Origin of the sequence: Oerskovia gallyi (assembly GCF_014836745.1) — a bacterium.
In the GTDB taxonomy this organism is placed as follows: domain Bacteria; phylum Actinomycetota; class Actinomycetes; order Actinomycetales; family Cellulomonadaceae; genus Oerskovia; species Oerskovia paurometabola.
On record NZ_JACSQE010000001.1, the window covers coordinates 13,518 to 31,454 of the forward strand.

15 protein-coding genes are annotated in these 17,937 nt (G+C 73.6%); 12 read left to right on the forward strand and 3 right to left on the reverse strand.

Annotation, left to right across the window (positions count from 1 at the left end; translation table 11 throughout):
• Positions 1-114 precede the first annotated feature (114 nt).
• The gene (locus H9640_RS00060) at positions 115-777 is read left to right on the forward strand and encodes a VOC family protein (protein WP_191788723.1); all 663 of its coding nucleotides are present in this window, start codon (positions 115-117) and stop codon (positions 775-777) included.
• Positions 778-864: 87 nt separating this feature from the next.
• On the opposite strand, the gene H9640_RS00065 is transcribed toward H9640_RS00060, so the two are convergent.
• Complete coding sequence (locus H9640_RS00065) at positions 865-2,160, reverse strand: cytochrome P450 (protein ID WP_318243569.1); 1,296 nt, start codon at positions 2,158-2,160, stop codon at positions 865-867.
• 161 nt (positions 2,161-2,321) lie between these two features.
• Between H9640_RS00065 and H9640_RS00070 the strand changes: the two genes are divergently transcribed.
• From H9640_RS00070 to H9640_RS00090, 5 genes are read left to right on the forward strand one after another with little or no spacing between them, the layout of a single operon-like run.
• Positions 2,322-3,449, forward strand: a complete 1,128-nt coding sequence (locus H9640_RS00070) for a 3-oxoacyl-ACP synthase III family protein (RefSeq protein ID WP_318243570.1) — start codon at positions 2,322-2,324, stop codon at positions 3,447-3,449.
• Entirely contained in the window at positions 3,446-4,267 is an 822-nt protein-coding gene (locus H9640_RS00075; RefSeq protein ID WP_191788724.1) for a glycosyltransferase, read from the forward strand. Before H9640_RS00070 ends, H9640_RS00075 begins: the two co-directional genes overlap by 4 nt.
• Positions 4,264-5,544 carry a cytochrome P450 gene (locus tag H9640_RS00080; RefSeq protein ID WP_225226504.1) on the forward strand — a complete coding sequence of 427 codons (1,281 nt, stop codon included), beginning with the start codon at positions 4,264-4,266 and terminating at the stop codon, positions 5,542-5,544. The genes H9640_RS00075 and H9640_RS00080 overlap by 4 nt, the downstream gene beginning before the upstream one ends.
• Positions 5,541-7,367, forward strand: a complete 1,827-nt coding sequence (locus H9640_RS00085; protein ID WP_191788725.1) for a class I adenylate-forming enzyme family protein — start codon at positions 5,541-5,543, stop codon at positions 7,365-7,367. Before H9640_RS00080 ends, H9640_RS00085 begins: the two co-directional genes overlap by 4 nt.
• Complete coding sequence (locus H9640_RS00090) at positions 7,364-8,317, forward strand: NAD-dependent epimerase/dehydratase family protein (protein ID WP_191788726.1); 954 nt, start codon at positions 7,364-7,366, stop codon at positions 8,315-8,317. Before H9640_RS00085 ends, H9640_RS00090 begins: the two co-directional genes overlap by 4 nt.
• Before the next feature lie 27 nt (positions 8,318-8,344).
• Here the strand turns inward: H9640_RS00090 and H9640_RS00095 are convergent, their stop codons facing one another.
• Positions 8,345-8,809 carry a GatB/YqeY domain-containing protein gene (locus H9640_RS00095; protein ID WP_191788727.1) on the reverse strand — a complete coding sequence of 155 codons (465 nt, stop codon included), beginning with the start codon at positions 8,807-8,809 and terminating at the stop codon, positions 8,345-8,347.
• 491 nt (positions 8,810-9,300) lie between these two features.
• Here H9640_RS00095 and H9640_RS00100 point away from each other — a divergent pair, with 491 nt between their 5' ends.
• The 4 genes from H9640_RS00100 (at position 9,301) to H9640_RS00115 (ending at position 13,825) form a co-directional block, all read left to right on the forward strand.
• Positions 9,301-11,220: an acetolactate synthase large subunit gene (locus H9640_RS00100; protein ID WP_191788728.1), complete on the forward strand. Its 1,920-nt coding sequence runs from the start codon at positions 9,301-9,303 to the stop codon at positions 11,218-11,220.
• A gap of 20 nt (positions 11,221-11,240) precedes the next feature.
• Positions 11,241-11,765 carry an acetolactate synthase small subunit gene (ilvN, locus tag H9640_RS00105; protein WP_191788729.1) on the forward strand — a complete coding sequence of 175 codons (525 nt, stop codon included), beginning with the start codon at positions 11,241-11,243 and terminating at the stop codon, positions 11,763-11,765.
• Positions 11,766-11,855: 90 nt separating this feature from the next.
• Positions 11,856-12,884 (forward strand): ketol-acid reductoisomerase, encoded by a 1,029-nt coding sequence (ilvC, locus tag H9640_RS00110; RefSeq protein ID WP_191788730.1) that lies wholly within the window; start codon positions 11,856-11,858, stop codon positions 12,882-12,884.
• A 335-nt stretch (positions 12,885-13,219) separates the two neighbouring features.
• Positions 13,220-13,825: an ASCH domain-containing protein gene (locus H9640_RS00115; protein ID WP_191788731.1), complete on the forward strand. Its 606-nt coding sequence runs from the start codon at positions 13,220-13,222 to the stop codon at positions 13,823-13,825.
• A gap of 174 nt (positions 13,826-13,999) precedes the next feature.
• Here H9640_RS00115 and H9640_RS00120 read toward each other — a convergent pair whose 3' ends face one another.
• Complete coding sequence (locus tag H9640_RS00120) at positions 14,000-15,265, reverse strand: ROK family transcriptional regulator (protein ID WP_191788732.1); 1,266 nt, start codon at positions 15,263-15,265, stop codon at positions 14,000-14,002.
• Between the two features lie 256 nt (positions 15,266-15,521).
• Between H9640_RS00120 and H9640_RS00125 the strand changes: the two genes are divergently transcribed.
• Positions 15,522-16,565 (forward strand): 3-isopropylmalate dehydrogenase, encoded by a 1,044-nt coding sequence (locus tag H9640_RS00125; protein WP_191788733.1) that lies wholly within the window; start codon positions 15,522-15,524, stop codon positions 16,563-16,565.
• A gap of 206 nt (positions 16,566-16,771) precedes the next feature.
• A complete protein-coding gene (locus H9640_RS00130; protein WP_191788734.1) occupies positions 16,772-17,902 on the forward strand; it encodes a branched-chain amino acid aminotransferase in 1,131 nt (376 codons plus the stop codon).
• Positions 17,903-17,937 lie beyond the last annotated feature (35 nt).

The window sequence follows — 17,937 nt, forward strand, 5'->3', positions numbered from 1 at the left end:
CACGACCCCGTGCTCGGCACCCGCGGTCGCGAGTGCTGGCGGCGTGGTCCGGGCTGCGGGATAGTGGACGAGGAACGCCCACCGTCCGCGCCGAACCGCACCGGAGCAGCAGCCATGAGCGACGCGATCACCGCCCGACAGTTCCACGACAGCGACGGGGTGGAGGACTGGCGCGTCGTCCTGGGCACCGCGCAGACCCGCTTCCGCACCGGTTCGTTCACGGCCGGGGTCGAGCTCGTCGACGCGATCGGCGAGCTGGCCGAGGGCATGAACCACCACCCCGACGTCGACCTGCGCTACGCGACCGTCACGGTGCGGGTCTCCTCGCACGACGTGGGCGGGCTGAGCCGGCGCGACGTGACCCTGGCCCGCCGGATCTCCCTCGTGGCCAAGGAGCTCGAGCACCCGGCCGAGACCGACGGGCTGCTCGAGGTCGAGATCGCGGTCGACGCCCTCGACCGGCCTGCGGTCCGGCCGTTCTGGCGCGCGGTGCTCGGCTACGCCGAGGCGCCGCCCGAGGACGAGGGCCTGGGCCTCACGGACCCTGCGGGGTACGGCCCGCCGGTCTGGTTCCAGCAGATGGATGCGCCGCGCCCCCAGCGCAACCGCATCCACCTCGACGTCTCCGTCCCGCACGACCAGGCCGAAGCCCGTGTCACGGCGGCCATCGCGGCGGGCGGCCACCTCGTCTCCGACTCCCGGGCACCGGCGTTCTGGGTGCTCGCGGACGTCGAGGGCAACGAGGCCTGCATCTGCACGTGGCAGGCGCGCGACTGAGCCCGTGACCGGCAAGGTCTCACGACCGAGCAACCTGTCGGACGAGGGTGACCCCGAGGCCGCGCTCGTCCCGACACGCTGCGGACCTCAGGCGCGCGCCACGACCAGCGTCCGGTAGCCCGGGATCAGCACCCCGCGCTGCGCGCTGCGCGACACGACCCGCAGCGGTGCGCCGTCGTCCCAGAGCGTGTGCAGGAGCGCACCGATCTCCGCGCGGGCCAGCGCCGCCCCGAGGCACAGGTGACGCCCCGCACCGAACCAGAGCTGACGGCTCTCGCGGACGTAGGGACGGTCGGCACGGAACGGTCCGGCACCGATGTTCGCGCTCCACACGAGCATCATGATGCGCTCGCCCTCGGCGAGGTGGCGACCTGCGACCTCGACGTCGGCCGCGACTCCCCGGCCGATGACCGAGGCGGGGCTTGTGACACGCAGCCCCTCGCGCACGGCGTTCTCGACGGCGTCGGGCTCGCCCGGGGCGCGGACCTCTCCCGCCGCCGTCCGGTCGGCGTCCGCGCGCATCCGGTCCAGCAGGCGGTGCTGCTCGCCCGTGTCGACGAGCAGGGCGGTCGTCCGTGCCATGGCGGAGGCCGAGGTCTCCGTGCCCGCGACCATGAGGAGGCACGCGAGCCCGGTCGTCTCCTCGAGGCCGAGCCCCAGCTCCCGGCAGCGGCCGAGCAGAGTGTCGGCGGGCGCGTCGCGCCAGCCCGCCGGGACGCCTCGGGTGAGCTCGGCGACGATCTCGCGGGCCGCGGCGACCTGGGCGGGGGACAGGTGCGTCGACCCTGCGCTCCCCAGGGCGATCGTCGCGAGACGCTCGCCGGTCTCGAAGACCGCCAGGGCGTCGTCGTCGGCGGGCCAGGTACCTGGCGCCCGCCGAGACCCTCGTGACGGGTCGCCGTCGTCGCTGACGTCCGGCCCCGGCACGCCCAGGAGCGAGATCATCATGCGGCCCACGAGCACTCGCGCCAGGCGGGCGACGTCGACCGTCCCGCCCGCCCGCAGCGCCTCACGGGCCGTGGCGAGAGGACCGGACCACGCGCCCTCGACGAGCTCGGCCGAGCTGCCCTCGGTGAACAGCTCGCGCGACCGCGAGCGCAGGTCGTGGTGCCCCGGGCCGTCGAACAGGTCGAGCACCCAGTCGCCCAGGATCTGCGCCCACAGGTGCCCGACCCCGCCCTCGCCCACGATCGTGAACGACCGGTGGTCGCCCAGGACGGTGCGGGCGACCACGGGGTCGGCCGTGACCCAGCCCAGGCCGGGTACCTTGCGCAGGGGTGGTCCGGGCAGGCGACGCGAGAGATGGCCGCCGAGCAGCACGGCGGCCATGCCGGGGCGGGCGCGGCGCAGGAGGTCCACCTCGTGGCGGGTCGTGGGGAGCACGACGGACAGTCTGGCGCATCCGGCGGCCGGTCGTGGTCGTCCGGGGTCTTCCTGTGGACGAGGACGGACGAGGGCGGACGACGGCGTGAGGACGGACGGGCACCGACTCTCACCCGTGGACAACCTCGGTGGGGCTCGAGTTCGTGGCTACGCTGTCGCGGGTGCCGATCATCGCCCGCCCTCCAGCGCACCCTTCGGGGACCCGCGCGACGCTCGCCCCGGTCCGGGGCCAGGCTCCTGCCGCCGTGATCGCGGGGGTGGGCGTCCACCTGCCCGAGCGCACCGTGCGGGTCGCCGACGCCGAGCGGGACCTGGCCCGCACGAGCGCTCCCGGTGCCGTGCCGCGCCTGCCCATGGTCTCGCGCCTGACCGGGGTCCAGCAGGTCCACGTCCTGCCCGACGACTGGAACGCCTCGGACCTCGCGGCCGCCGCCGCGGCCAAGCTCCTCGCCGCCCAGGGGCTCGACGCCCGGGACGTCGACCTGCTGATCTTCGCCTCGGCCAGCCAGGACATGGTCGAGCCGGCGACGAGCCACATCGTCGCGGCCAGGCTGGGCGTGCGCGCCCCGGTCATGGACGTCAAGAACGCGTGCAACTCGGTCCTCAACGCGATCGAGGTCGCCGAGGCGCTCGTCGCCACGGGCCGGTACGGGACGGTCCTCATCGCGTGCGGCGAGGCGCCGTCGCGCGCGGTCCGGTGGGACGTCCCGGACCGGGCGACGTACCTGCTGTCCGCGCCGGGCTACACCATGTCCGACGCCGGAGCGGCGGTCCTGGTGCGACGCGCCCCCCAGCCGGTGGTCGGCACGAGCGGCGACGGCACGAGCGACGACGCACCCCCGGCGGGAATCCTCGCGAGCGCGTTCGGCGCCGAGTCCACGCACTGGGACGTCGGCATGCTCCCGGGCGGGGGGACGGCCTTCCCCCGGGACCTCGACCGCACGTACTTCGAGATCGACGGGTCGCGGCTGCGCGACGCGTTCCTGGCGCTGGGGCCGGGCGTGATCCTGGAGGCGCTCGACCGCGCGGGACTGACGTGGGACGACGTGGCCCTGGTCGCGGTGCACCAGGTCGCGGTCGCGTACCTGGCGGACGTCCACGAGGCCCTGTGCCTGCCCGAGGGGCGCACGATCGTGACGGTCGCCGAGCACGGGAACGTCGCGTCGGCGACGCTGCCGCTCCAGCTCGCGACCGCGTGGGAGAGCGGTCGCGTGGGGCCGGGGGACGTGGTGCTGCTCGTCGGCCTGGCGGGCGGCATCAGCATCGGTGCCATGGCGGTGCGGCTGTGACCCCGGCGGGCCCCGCAGGGCCGGGTACGGCCCCCGGGCAGCGGACGCCGCCGCCCCCGGTCCGTCTCGCGGTCGTCGTCCCGGCCCTGAACGAGGCGCGCGAGCACGGCATCCTCGCGACGCTGCGTGCGCTGCGGGTCCAGGAGGACCGCGACTTCGACCTGGTCGTGGTGGACAACGGCTCGACCGACGGCACCCCGGACCTCGTGCGGGCGACCGTCGCGGACTGGGACGAGCCGCGCTGGCGGCTCGTGACCGAGGACCAGAAGGGCACGGGCGCCGCGGCGGACACGGGGATGCGCGCGGCGATCGCCGCGGGCGCGACCCACCTCGCGCGCACCGACGCGGACTGCGTGCCCCCGCCGGACTGGACGGTCCGCGTGAAGGAGGCGTTCGCCGTCGGGCACGACCTCGTGGCCGGGCGCATCGTCGCGCGCACCGACGACCTGCCGGTGTCCCGTGTGCGCCAGGCGATCCTGTCGGGGGCCGTGAGCATCGCGAGCACGTTCGGGAGGTTCCGCCCCGGCAACCAGGACCCGTCCTACCTGGGCCCGTACGTCATGGCCCCCGGGTGCAACATGGCGATCACCGCGGACCTGTACGAGCGTGCGGGCGGCTTCCCCCGCACCGCGATCGAGGACCTGCACGAGGACCGCGCCCTGGTCAACGCCGTACGTCGCCTGACGTCGGCCTACGGGGCGCACCCCGAGGTCGTGGTGCGGGCATCGACGCGGCGCGCGCACGCCTGGGGGCTCGTGCGGACCCTGGGCTGGTACGCCGACCACCGCTACAGGCCCGAGGTCGTGGACATCCGATGACGGTCACCCCGCCCCGAGCGCCGCGCGCCCGGCCGCACCCGGCCCCGGGCGGCGACGCCGTGCGCGACGCGCACCGCTGGGAGGAGCGCGTCCAGCGCGGTGCCCACCCGCTCGTCTACCCGGCGTTCCGCGCGCTCGCGCGGCGCGGCCCGGTCGTGCGGGTGCCAGGGCTCGGGGTCGTGGTGAACGACGCCGCGACGGCCCGCGAGGTCCTGCTCGACACCGAGCACTTCTCCAAGGTCGGCCCGGGGGCGCCGTCGGACCTGTGGACGCCCGTGCTGGGGCCGTCGGTCCTGCTCAACATGGAGGGCGAGGACCACGCGACGCTGCGGCGCGCGCTGTCGGGGCTGTTCACCCCGCGCTCGGTCGCGCAGCTCACCGCGACCGAGGCCGGGGCCTCGCTCGGGACGCTGGCCCCCCGCCTGCTCGCGGGCGAGACCGTGGACCTGGTGAGCGAGGTCGGGGCGCTCGCGGGCACGGTCATCTGCCGCATGACGGGGCTGCCCCCCACCGACGCGGCGGTGCGCGACGCCATGGTCGCGGCACAGTCCGTCGTGGGCCTCGTGAGACTGCACCGGCGCAGCCTCACGCCCTCCCAGGTGCGTCACGCCCGCGAGGTGCTCGGGACCTTGAGCGAGCCGGCGCGTGCGGCGTACCGCGACGGCGACCCGACGACGGTCCCGGGGCGCATGCGCGGCCTCGGCCTGAGCGAGCGCGAGGCGCTGGGCGCTGTCGGGGCGTTCGTCATGACGGGCACCGAGACCATCCAGTCGTTCACGCCGCGCCTGGTCGCGCTCGCGGTCGACACCGGATGGGTTGATCGTCTGCTGCTCGCCGGACCCGACGACGCGCTGCGCGGGCGCGTGGTCGAGGAGGCGCTGCGCGTCACGGTCCCGACTCCCGCGATGCTCCGGTCCGTGCGCTCGGCCCACCGCGTGGGGGCTGTCCCGGTGCGGGCGGGGGAGCGGGTGGTCGTCGCGACCGTCACGTGCTGCCGGGCGGGCGGACCGTTCGACCCTGCCCGCGACGCCGACCCGGCGCTGCGCAACCTGTGGTTCGGCGCGGGTCCGCACTTCTGCCTGGGCATGCCGCTCGCGATGGCGCAGGTGGGTGCCGTCCTCGACGCGCTGCACCCGGTCGCGGCCGCGGGGCGCACGTTGCGGGTCGTGGGGCGGGAGGTCGCGCGGGGCGTCCTCATCCCGTCCTACCGGCGCCTGCGGGTCGCGGTCGACCACGGCCGCGGGACGGCCACGCGTCCCGGGCGGGACACGCCATGACCGGCCCGACGACGGAGCACCTGCTCGCGACCATCGGCGGCCACGCACGAGGAGCGCGCGGCGACGAGGTGGCGCTGCGCTGGTGGGCAAGCCCGCCGCGCGGTGCACGCCGGGGCGCGGAGAGCGCGGGCCGCGCGACCCGGGGGGCGGACCGCGAGACGCCCGACCGGGTCCGCGAGGAGGTCACGTACCGCGAGCTGTCCCGCCGCGTCGAGGCCACGGCCGACGCACTGCACCACGAGGGCGTGCGACCGGGGGACCGCGTGCTGTTCTCGGTGCGTCCCCGCCCCGAGGGGATCGTGCTGGTGCTCGCCGTCGTGCGGCTCGGAGCCGTGATCGTGTTCGTCGACCCGGGCTCGACGCCCGAGCTCTTCGCCGCGCGCGTCGCCGCCGCGCGGCCCCGCTGGGCCATGACCGAGTCGTTGCTCTACGCGATCTCGCGCGGTCCGCTGCGGCGCCTGGCCCGCTCGCGCGGCCTCCTGCTGCCCGACTACGCGAGCCTGCCGCTGCGGCACGTCCGGTCCGGCCCGTGGCTGCCCGGGGTGCCTCGTCGGTCGCTGTCGGCTCGCGCGCTCGCCTCGGGGGCCGACGGGGGCGCTGGGCAGACGGTCGGCCCGTCGCCCGTGACGGGTCTGCCGCTCGGCGCCGAGGCGCTCGTGGTCTTCACGTCGGGCACGACGTCGGACCCGAAGGCCGTCGTCCACTCCGCGGGCTCGCTCGGCGCGGGCTGTGCGCTGCTGGGCGGGGCCTTCGAGCTCGCGCCGGGCGACGTCGTGCACACCGACCAGATGCTCCTGGGCATCCCGGCCCTGCTCGCGGGCGGGACCTGGTCCATCCCGCCGGGAACCCCCGCGCAGGACGTCGTGGCGTTCGCCCGGCACGCGGCCGGGCAGGCCGGGACCTACCTCGTGCCGGCGGACCTCACGCTCCTGCTCGACGCCGTCGAGTCCGGCCGGGCTCCCGCGCAGGGCCCGCGGGTCGGGCTCGTCGGAGGCGCGCCCGTGACCCGGTCGATCCTCGACCGTGCCTGCCGGCTGCTGCCCGGCACGCGGTGGATCGGGGTCTACGGCATGACCGAGATCCTGCCCGTCGCGGTGGTCGAGGCGAGCGACAAGCTCGCGCACGCCGGGGACGGCGACCTGGTCGGACGTCCGCTGCCGGGCGTCGAGGCCTGGGTCGACGCGTCGGCCGTGACGGCCGACTCTCTCGATCCCGCCGGCGACGCGCCCACGCCGGGCGGCCCCACGGTCGGCGAGCTCGTCCTGCGCGGGCCGTCCCTCATGACGGGGTACCTCGCCCACCTCGACGGCGGACGGACACCCGTGACCGAGCACCGCACGGGCGACCTCGCGCATCTCGACGACCAGGGTCGGATCGTGCTCGTGGGCCGCACGCGAGACATGATCATCCGCGGGACGGTCAACATCTACCCCGGTCTGTTCGAGCCGCGGCTCGCCGCGCTGCCCGGCGTCGGCGAGGCGGCTCTCGTGGGCGTCCTGCAGGAGGACGGCGACGAGAAGGTCGTGCTCGTCGTCACCTCGGACCACGCCGCCGCACGCGCCGGGACCCTCACGCCGGGGGCGAGCGACGCCGTCGGGCAGGAGGGACCGGGAGCAAGCGACCCGGTCCTGACCGACGACCACCCGCTGCTCGCAGGCGTCCGGTCCGCGCTGCCGGACGTGCTGGACCACGGCGCGCTCCCGGACCTCGTGCTGCACGCCGACCGTCTGCCGCTCGCGGGGCGCAGCCGCAAGCCCGACCGTGCGGCGCTCTCCCGCGCCGCCGCTCGCCACCTCGCGACGACCGGGGCGAGGACCGCATGAGCCGACGGATCGGGGTCACCGGGGCGTCGGGGTTCGTCGGGGGAGCGGTCGCCCGACGCGCGGTGGCCGACGGGCACCGGGTGTGGACCTTCTCGCGCCGCGACGCGCGCGTCCCGGGCGCCGAGCACCGGACGTGGGACCTCGCCGTCGGGCCGCTCGCCGAACCGCCCGCCCTGGACGTCGTCGTGCACGCGGGGGCCGCGGTCTCCGACTGGGCACGCCCCGACGTCGCGTGGGCGACCAACGTCGAGGGCACGCGTGCCGTGCGGGACACGTTCCCGGCGGCGCGGTTCGTGCACGTGTCCTCGGGCAGCGTCTACGACCCGTACTCGCCCACGGTCCGCGGACTCGAGACCGAGGCACCCGTCCAGCGGTACCTCAACGCGTACGGCGCGACCAAGGCCGCCGCCGAGCGGGTCCTCGTCACCGACGCCCGCACGCCCGGGCGCGGACCCGTCGTCGTGCTGCGCCCCCACGCCGTGTACGGCCCGGGGGACACGACGCTCCTGCCGCGCATCGAGGGCGCGATCCGGGGCAGGCGGCTCGTGCTCGTCGGCGACGGGTCGGCGTTGCAGTCCCTCACGCACGTGGACACGCTCGTCGAGGCGGCGCTCGCGGCCGCGACGGTCGACCTCCCGCACGGTCGGCCCCTCGTGGTCAACGTCGCGGACGCCGAGCCCGTGGTCCTGGGCGAGGTCGTCGTCGAGCTCCTGCGCCGCAGGGGGCACGACGGCGTCACGCTCGCCGGGATCCCGGCCCGCCCCGCGTGGGTGCTCGCCGCGTGCGCCGAGGCGTGCGCGCGCGGGGCGCGGCGGCCCGCGCCGCCGCGCCTGACCCGGTACGCGATCAGCCACCTCGCGGCCGAGCGCACCTACGACCTGACGGTGCTGCGCGAGGTCCTGGGGGTCGAGCCCCGCGCGACGTCGCTCGCGGGGGCCGAGGACTGGTGACGTGCGGGCCGGTCGCCCCGTGCCGGGTCAGAGGGCGCCGAGCGCCTGACGGACGGCCTGCGAGAGCGCCTTGCCGTCGACGCGGCCGATCCCGGCCGCGGCGGCCGTGGCCGTCTTCATGACCGTGCCCATGTCCTTCATGGACGAGGCGCCGGTCGAGACGACCGCGGCGGCGACGAGCGCGTCGAGCTCGGCGGGCGTGAGGCTCGCGGGCAGGTACTTCTCGATGAAGTCGGCCTCGTGGGTCTCGTTGTCGGCGCGCTCGGTCGCGCCGGCGTCGGTGTAGATCTGCGCGCTCTCGCGACGCTTCTTGACCTCGGCGGCCAGGACGGTCTGCACCTCGGCGTCGGTCATCTCGCGCGCGGTCGAGCCGGACTTCTCCGCGGTGCGGACGGCGCCGATGACCTGGCGCAGGGTGTTCTTGGCGAACTCGTCGCGGGCCTTCATGGCGGTGGTGAGGTCGGCTGTCATTCGCTCGATCGTGGTGGTCATGGGTCCATGGTGCCTGGTCCCACGGCTCCGGCCCTACTGCATTGCCCGGCAGCACGGGGCAGGGGCTCGGACAGCCCCCGTCCTCGGTGCCCCGCGCACCCGGCCGGACCACCGTCGTCGAGCCGGACGTCCCATTCCCTGAGACGTCCGGCTCGACGCATGACATCGCCGGATCGAGGGCGTAGTGTGCACAACGTGCAGACGATCCTTCTCGTAGTACTTCCTGAGCGCGCCGGCTGAGGCCAAGCAACCAGGTCTCGTCAGCGCGCTCACCCCTCGAAGAGCCCTCACCGGGTACGAGGGGTTTTTTCATGTCACGACCACGACCGTCATGACCACCCCCTCCGGGCACACCCCGCTCCGGAGCCGGTCACCGGACCGCACCACCCCGCGGCAGAACAGCACGGAGAGCACCAGAAGTACCAGCACCACCACGGTGAGCTCGATCCAGCCGGTGGCAGCCAGTCGCCACCGAGAAACAGGAGATACCGATGGTCCAGGGTCCCCACCCGGCCCCGCCGACGCCGAGCGCCCCCGCGCCCGCCGGCGAGGCCGTGGCGCCGAAGCCAGCCCCGTCCCCCGCGAGCCTCGCCGCCCGCCCCGAGAGCCGAGCACGCGCCTCGGTCACCGGCGAGCGCACCCCGAGCCTCGTCGTCGGGCCAGAGGAGGTGACGGGCGCGCAGTCGATCGTCCGCTCGCTCGAGGAAGCCGGTGTGGACGTCGTCTTCGGCATCCCCGGCGGTGCGATCCTGCCGACGTACGACCCGCTCATGGACTCCAAGAAGCTCCGCCACATCCTCGTGCGCCACGAGCAGGGTGGCGGCCACGCGGCCTCGGGCTACGCCCACGCGACCGGTCGCGTCGGCGTGACCATGGCGACGTCCGGCCCCGGCGCGACGAACCTCGTCACGCCCATCGCCGACGCCAACATGGACTCGATCCCGCTCGTGGCCATCACGGGCCAGGTCGGCGCGTCCCTCATCGGGACCGACGCCTTCCAGGAGGCGGACATCGTCGGCATCACCCTGCCGATCACCAAGCACAACTTCCTCGTCACCGACCCCGACGAGATCCCACGCGTCATCGCCGAGGCCTTCCACATCGCCCAGACCGGGCGCCCCGGGCCCGTCCTCGTCGACATCGCCAAGTCCGCGATGCAGGCACGCACCACGTTCTCGTGGCCGCAGGAGCTGCAGCTGCCCGGCTACCACCCGGTGACCAAGCCGCACTCCAAGCAGATCCGCGAGGCCGCCCGCCTGCTCGCGACCGCCAAGCGCCCCGTGCTGTACGTGGGGGGCGGCGCGATCCGCGCGAACGCCTCGGCCGAGCTGCGCAAGCTCGTCGACCTGTCGGGCGCTCCCGCCGTGACCACGCTCATGGCCCGCGGTGCGCTGCCGGACTCGCACCCGCAGAACCTCGGCATGCCCGGCATGCACGGCACGGTCCCCGCGGTCGCCGCGCTCCAGAAGGCCGACCTCGTGGTGGCCCTCGGGGCCCGCTTCGACGACCGCGTCACGGGTACGCTCTCGAGCTTCGCGCCGCACGCCACGATCGTGCACGCCGACATCGACCCCGCCGAGATCGGCAAGAACCGCGAGGTCGACGTCCCGATCGTGGGCGACCTGCGCGAGGTCATCTCCGACCTGCTGCCCGAGCTCGAGCGCGAGCACGCCGCCAAGGGGCAGCCGGACCTCGGCGCCTGGTGGCGCCAGATCGACGACTGGCGCGAGACCTACCCCCTCGGCTACTCCGAGCCCGAGGACGGTCACCTCGCCCCGCAGCACGTCATCCAGCGCCTCGGCGAGATCTCCGGCCCCGACTCGATCTACGTCGCGGGCGTCGGCCAGCACCAGATGTGGGCCGCGCAGTTCATCCGCTACGAGCACCCCAAGACGTGGCTCAACTCGGGCGGCCTCGGCACCATGGGCTACTCGATCCCGGCCGCGATGGGCGCCAAGGTCGGCCAGCCCGACAAGACCGTCTGGGCGATCGACGGCGACGGCTGCTTCCAGATGACCAACCAGGAGCTCGCGACCTGCACGATCAACGAGATCCCCATCAAGGTCGCGCTGATCAACAACTCCTCGCTCGGCATGGTCCGCCAGTGGCAGACCCTGTTCTACGAGTCCCGCTACTCCAACACGGACCTGCACACGGGCCGCGGCACGCAGCGCGTGCCGGACTTCGTCAAGCTCGCCGACGCGTACGGGTGCGAGGGCATCCGGGTCGAGTCCAAGAGCGAGGTCGACGCCGCGATCAAGCGCGCCATGGAGATCGACGACCGGCCCGTCGTCGTCGACTTCAACGTGTCGCGCGACGCGATGGTGTGGCCCATGGTCGCCTCGGGCGTGAGCAACGACAACATCCAGTACGCACGCGGCATCTCGCCCGCGTGGGACCGCGAAGACTGAGACCGGGGAGAGCCGCAACCATGTCCCGACACACCCTCTCCGTGCTCGTGGAGAACAAGCCCGGCGTGCTCACGCGCGTCGCGGGCCTGTTCGCCCGCCGCGCGTTCAACATCCACTCGCTCGCCGTGGGGCCCACGGAGCACGAGGAGATCTCGCGCATCACCGTGGTCGTCGACGTCGACCAGAACCCGCTCGAGCAGGTCACCAAGCAGCTCAACAAGCTCGTCAACGTGATCAAGATCGTCGAGCTCGACCAGGCGTCCTCGGTCCAGCGCGAGCTTCTGCTCGTCAAGGTCCGCGCCGACGGCGCGAACCGCACGGGCGTCCTCGAGGTCGTCGAGCTGTTCCGTGCCAAGGTCGTCGACGTCGTCCCCGACGCCGTGACGATCGAGGCCACGGGCACCCCGGAGAAGCTGAGCGCCCTCCTCGGTGCGCTCGACCCCTACGGCGTCCGTGAGATCGTCAAGTCCGGCACCGTGGCCGTCGGCCGTGGCGCCCGCTCCATCACCGACCGGGCGCTCGACCGCGCTCACCGGTCCGCTTGACCCAGTCCATCCCGGTGGACACCCCCACGTCGCCCACCGACGTCGAACTATCGTGTTCGGCATCACCTCAAGAACCCAAGGAGTAACACCGTGGCAGAGCTCTTCTACGACGACGACGCCGACCTCTCGATCATCCAGCAGAAGAAGGTCGCGGTCGTCGGGTACGGCAGCCAGGGGCACGCGCACGCGCAGAACCTCCGCGACTCTGGCGTCCAGGTCGTCATCGCCCTCAAGGAAGGCTCCAAGTCGATCGCCAAGGCGACCGACGAGGGCTTCGAGGTCAAGACCGTCGCCGAGGCCGCCCAGTGGGCCGACCTCATCATGATCCTCGCGCCGGACCAGCACCAGCGCTCGATCTACAACGACGAGATCAAGCCGCACCTGGCCGCCGGCAAGACGCTCGCGTTCGCGCACGGCTTCAACATCCGCTTCGGCTACATCGAGGCCCCCGAGGGCGTCGACGTCATCCTCGTCGCCCCCAAGGCGCCGGGTCACACGGTGCGTCGCGAGTTCGTCGCGGGCCGCGGCATCCCCGACATCATCGCCGTCGAGAAGGACGCTTCGGGCCACGCGTGGGACATCGCGCTCTCGTACGCGAAGGCGATCGGCGGCACGCGCGCCGGCGTCATCAAGACGACGTTCACCGAGGAGACCGAGACGGACCTGTTCGGCGAGCAGGCCGTCCTGTGCGGTGGCGTGTCGCAGCTCGTCCAGTACGGCTTCGAGACCCTGACCGAGGCCGGCTACCAGCCGGAGATCGCCTACTTCGAGGTCCTGCACGAGCTCAAGCTCATCGTGGACCTCATGTGGGAGGGCGGCATCGCCAAGCAGCGCTGGTCGGTGTCCGACACCGCCGAGTACGGCGACTACGTCTCGGGCCCCCGCGTCATCGACCCGCGGGTCAAGGAGAACATGAAGGCCGTCCTCGGGGACATCCAGAACGGCGCGTTCGCGAAGCGCTTCATCGACGACCAGGACGCGGGCGCCCCCGAGTTCAAGGAGCTCCGCGCCAAGGGCGAGGCGCACCCGATCGAGGCCACGGGCCGCGAGCTGCGCGGGATGTTCGCGTGGGCGAAGTCGGGCGACGACGACTACACCGAGGGTTCTGTCGGTCGCTGACCCTCGCCGTTCGGCGGGTGAGTGACTCACCTTCGAGGCGGGCGGCACCTACCGCGCGATCTTCCGTCCGGCCTGGCGGCCTCCCGCCAGACCCGACCACGATCGCGAGGCAGGCGCCGCCCGCCTCTGTGCGTCCGGCTCGCCCGCGCGCTGCTCCGATGCCCGACGGCGTAGCCTCCCCGGGCGCTCGTGTCGCGTCGGGTGGGTGCTGCTGCCGAGGGTGACGGCCGCACCCGCCGACGGTGACCGTGGGGACAGGGTGGAATCGCCGACACCCCGTCGGTCAAAGCACGACAAGACGGGCACTTCGGGGGTCCGTGGTCCACCATGGACGTATGAGCCACCACGACGACCGCGGACCGGACAGCACGAGCGAGGGCACCGAGCGGGTGCCTCAGGCAGCGCCGGGCGTTCCCCCGGTCGAGAACCCCGCCCCGGGCGAGGACGATCCGCGCGGCGAGGAGATCCTCGAGTTCTGGGAGACCGCACGCGTCCGTGCGGGGGAGGGCAAGGTGGGCGTCGTGACCGGCTTCGGGATCTCGGCGACCGTGCCACCGCCCGCGTGGTCCTTCGGGGACAACCCCGCGCTCGCCGACGGACTGCTCGCGGCGGTGCTGTCGGGCGACAAGACCGCGACGTCGTCGTCGCACTGGGAGTACGGCGACGACGTGCCGCTGCCGCAGGTCGGCGAGCTCTCGATCATCCTCGACGGCGACGGGCACCCGCGGGCCCTCATCCGCACGACGTCGGTCGAGGTCGTCCCGTTCGACCAGGTCTCTGCGGACTTCGCGGCGGCCGAGGGTGAGGACGACCGGACGCTCGAGTCCTGGCGCGCCGGTCACAAGAGGTACTTCACACGGGTCCTGGTGGACCACGAGTTCCGCGAGGACATGCCCGTGGTCTGCGAACGGTTCGAGCTGCGGTTCCCGCGCCAGCGGTGAGCCGCGGCGCGGCGCCGTCCGACTCGCCCGGGGGCGGCGTGCCCGGAGCCCCTCACGGGTGAGGTGCTCCGGGGACGGGAGCGACGTCGTCGGGCGCCGTGCTCGACGGCCGAGGGGTGAGCGGTGGTCGCCGTCCCAGGCCGCGACCACCGCCCGTCGGGGCAGTGAGAGGAACTACCCCGAGTGTGTGGGCGCCGGGGCGCCGAGGTGTGCCGCGGCCGCGCGCACCGTCTGGACCGGCACGCCGTGAGTGCCCTGGTCCGTGAGGTGGGTCGAGACGCGGTCGAGCAGGAGGGTGCGCACGTCGGCCGCGACGACCGCCTGTGCGCCGCGCAGGACGGGGTCCGAGGGGGCCAGGGTCGGGACGATCGACGCCACGCCCTGCTCGGTGTCCGTGAGGTGGCTGCGTGTCACGTCGGCGAGGCGTTGACCGCCCGCGATGCACGTCGGGCCGCTGAGCACGACGACGTGGGGTTCGACGACCGCGACGACCGGCTGGACGACAGCGGCGAGGCGGCGTCCGAAGTCCTCGACGAGCGCGACGACCGCGGGGCTGTCCGGGTCGGCGATCATGGCCGCGAGGTAGTCGGTGTAGCCGTCGCCGGGCACGCCGTGCCGCTCGGCGAGCTCCTCGAACCGCCGGCCACCGACGAGGTCCTGGAGGTTGACCGAGTGGTCGTCGTACTCGCGGACGGTCACGGGCACGGGGAGATAGCCGAGCTCACCGGCGGCGCCCGTCGCGCCGTGGTGGAGCCGCCCGTCGATGAGCGTCCCGAGGCCGATGCCTCCGCCGATCCAGAGCAGCGAGAAGCTCGCGTCGTCGCACCGGCCTGCGTCGTGCTCGGCGATCGTCGCGAGGTTGACGTCGTTCTCGATGTGGACGGGGACGCCGAACTCCTCCTCGAGGAGGGATCGGACGGCGAGGCGAGGCCATCCCGGCAGGTCGCCGACGAGCCAGAGGTCTCCGGTCGTCGGGTCGGCCGCGGCCTGCACCCCGACGACGACCGCGCCCACCCGTTCGACGGGAACCCGTGCGTCGGCACAGGCGGCGTCCCACGCCGCGCGGACGTCGCTCACGGCCGTGCGGTCGTCCGAGGTGGGGACCTCGGCGCCGCCGAGGACGGTGCCGTGGGCGTCGACGATGCGGGCCTGCACCCCTCCGGGAAGGACGTCGAGCGCCAGCCCGACGACGACGTCGGTGCGCGCGGCGTACGTGACCGCCTGCGGGCCGCGGGCTCCCTGGACGGCCCCCGTGGGCTCGATGAGACCCGCGGACTCCAGGCGTGCCACGATCTGGGAGGATGTCGGACGGGAGACGCCGGTGAGGTCTCCGATCTGCGACCGGGTCATGGGGCCGGTGTCGAGCAGCAGCTCGAGCGCGGCGCGGTCGTTGATCGTGCGGAGCAACCCGGGGGTCCCCGGGACGTGCGTGCGGGACACGGCGTGGTGGCCTCTCTGCCAGCATCTTAGGAAAGTTTCCTAAGAGTTGCGTACTCTGGCGGATTGCGCAAGTCGACAGGCGCGGCGTGTTCTTTACACCATCGAGCGTCGCGCAGTCGGTCGAGTTTGCCATGGGAGCGCGACCAGGCGAGGCGGCGGCGCTCGATCCGCGGGATCGTGCGATTCTCTCCCTCGGACTCGCTCAAGGCGTGAGATGGGCGTCCCGAGGGCTGGCCCGGGGCGTAGCGTTCGGGGCATGACGCGCAACATCGACTTGGCAGTGGTCGCCGGAGACGGCATCGGTATCGAGGTCGTCGAGCAGGGCCTCGCGGTCCTCGAGGCGGCGCTCTCAGGCTCGGACGTCAAGGTCTCCACGACGCCCTTCGACCTCGGCGCGCGCCGCTGGCACGCGACCGGCGAGACCCTCACCGACGAGGACCTCGCCGCGATCCGCACGCACGACGCGATCCTTCTCGGTGCGATCGGCGACCCGACGGTCCCGTCGGGCGTCCTCGAGCGCGGGCTGCTCCTCAAGCTGCGCTTCGCGCTGGACCACTACGTGAACCTGCGCCCCGGCAAGCTCTACCCCGGTGTGACGTCCCCGCTGGCGGACCCGGGCGAGATCGACTTCGTCGTCGTCCGCGAGGGCACCGAGGGGCCCTACGTCGGCAACGGCGGGGCGCTGCGCGTCGGCACGCCCCACGAGATCGCGACCGAGGTCTCCGTGAACACGGCCTTCGGCGTCGAGCGCGTCGTGCGTGACGCGTTCGCCCGCGCCCAGGCGCGCCCCCGCAAGCACCTGACGCTCGTGCACAAGCACAACGTCCTGGTCCACGCCGGTCACCTGTGGCGCCGCACGGTCGAGGCCGTCAACGCCGAGTTCCCGGACGTCACCACGGACTACCTGCACGTGGACGCCGCCACGATCTTCCTCACGACGAACCCGTCGCGATTCGACGTCATCGTCACCGACAACCTGTTCGGCGACATCCTGACGGACCAGGCCGCCGCGATCACCGGCGGCATCGGCCTCGCGGCCTCGGCCAACATCAACCCCGACCGCACGGCCCCCTCCATGTTCGAGCCGGTGCACGGCTCGGCCCCCGACATCGCGGGCCAGGGCAAGGCGGACCCCACCGCCACGGTCCTGTCCGTCGCCATGCTGCTCGACCACCTCGGCCTCGCCGAGGAGTCGCAGCGCGTCGAGGCCGCGGTCGCCGCGGACCTCGCCGAGCGGGGGACCCGAGTACGGTCGACGGCCGAGGTGGGGCGCGAGCTCGCCGCCCGCGTCGCCGGCTGATCGGTCCTTCCGACCTGCCGTCGCGCCGCCGTCGGGCTCCCGCTCAGGGGCCCGACGGCGGTGCGCACCCTCTGCCGTCCTCACCGCTCCCACGTCCTCGTCGAAGGCCCGGGAGTTCTCGCCCGCCCTGCGGGCGCCGAACGGCGCTCGGTCATGGAAAACTAGGCGAGGAACCCACCCGGGTCGCCAGGTGAAAGGCCCATGACATGACTTCCCCCCTCACAGCGCAGCCCGCTTCCTCGGCCGAGGATCTCGTCGCGCTCTTCGACATCCGCACCTCGGACACCCCGACCTCCCCCGAGGCCAGGGCGGCCGCGATCTCCGCCCCGAAGTTCGGCACCGTGTTCTCGGACCACATGGCCCGGATCAGCTGGAACTCGACCGACGGCTGGATCGACCGCCGCATCGAGAAGTACGGCCCCCTCCAGCTCGACCCCGCGACCGCGGTGCTGCACTACGCCCAGGAGATCTTCGAGGGACTCAAGGCGTACCGGCACCAGGACGGGTCCGTGTGGACGTTCCGGCCGGAGGCCAACGCGGCCCGGTTCGCCCGGTCGGCCCACCGTCTGGCGCTGCCGGCGCTCTCGGTCGACGACTTCATCGGCTCGATCACGGCGCTCGTGCGCACGGACATCGAGTGGGTCCCGAGCGGCGAGGAGGCGAGCCTGTACCTGCGTCCGTTCATGTACGCCTCGGAGTCGTTCCTCGGTGTGCGTGCCTCGCTCGAGGCCGAGTACCTCGTGATCGCCTCGCCCGTGGGCCCGTACTTCTCGGGCGGCGTCAAGCCCGTGTCGATCTGGGTCGACCGCGAGTTCAGCCGCGCCGGTGCCGGTGGCACGGGCGACGCCAAGTGCGGCGGCAACTACGCGTCGAGCCTGCTGCCGCAGACCCTCGCGCAGGAGAAGGGCTTCGAGCAGGTCTGCTTCCTCGACTCGTCGACGGGCACGTTCCTCGAGGAGCTCGGCGGCATGAACGTGTTCGTCGTCAAGGCCGACGGGTCGGTCGAGACGCCCGAGCTCACGGGGTCGATCCTCGAGGGCGTGACGCGTTCGTCGATCATCCAGCTCCTCAACGACCGCGGCCACGAGGTCACGGAGCGGCGCATCCCGCTCGAGGAGCTCCTCGCCGACATCCGGTCCGGCGCGGTGACCGAGGTGTTCGCGTGCGGCACGGCCGCGGTCGTCACGCCGATCGGCCGCCTGGGCGGCTCGAACTTCGACCACACGATCGCCGACGGCGGCGCGGGGGAGCTGACTCTCGCGATCCGCGGTGAGCTCACCGACATCCAGAACGGCCGGGCGGCGGACCGCCACGGCTGGATGACGCGCCTGGCCTGATCCGCCCGTTCACCGACCCTTGAGTGCGGAGCAGC

Excerpts from the sequence above, each read along its gene's own strand:
- H9640_RS00130 (WP_191788734.1), top strand. The coding sequence starts at position 16,772 with ATGACTTCCCCCCTCACAGCGCAGCCCGCTTCCTCGGCCGAGGATCTC.
- H9640_RS00100 (WP_191788728.1), top strand. The coding sequence starts at position 9,301 with ATGGTCCAGGGTCCCCACCCGGCCCCGCCGACGCCGAGCGCCCCCGCG.
- H9640_RS00125 (WP_191788733.1), top strand. The coding sequence starts at position 15,522 with ATGACGCGCAACATCGACTTGGCAGTGGTCGCCGGAGACGGCATCGGT.
- H9640_RS00115 (WP_191788731.1), top strand. The coding sequence starts at position 13,220 with ATGAGCCACCACGACGACCGCGGACCGGACAGCACGAGCGAGGGCACC.
- H9640_RS00060 (WP_191788723.1), top strand. The coding sequence starts at position 115 with ATGAGCGACGCGATCACCGCCCGACAGTTCCACGACAGCGACGGGGTG.
- H9640_RS00090 (WP_191788726.1), top strand. The coding sequence starts at position 7,364 with ATGAGCCGACGGATCGGGGTCACCGGGGCGTCGGGGTTCGTCGGGGGA.
- ilvN (WP_191788729.1), top strand. The coding sequence starts at position 11,241 with ATGTCCCGACACACCCTCTCCGTGCTCGTGGAGAACAAGCCCGGCGTG.
- H9640_RS00085 (WP_191788725.1), top strand. The coding sequence starts at position 5,541 with ATGACCGGCCCGACGACGGAGCACCTGCTCGCGACCATCGGCGGCCAC.
- H9640_RS00095 (WP_191788727.1), bottom strand. The coding sequence starts at position 8,809 with ATGACCACCACGATCGAGCGAATGACAGCCGACCTCACCACCGCCATG.
- H9640_RS00080 (WP_225226504.1), top strand. The coding sequence starts at position 4,264 with ATGACGGTCACCCCGCCCCGAGCGCCGCGCGCCCGGCCGCACCCGGCC.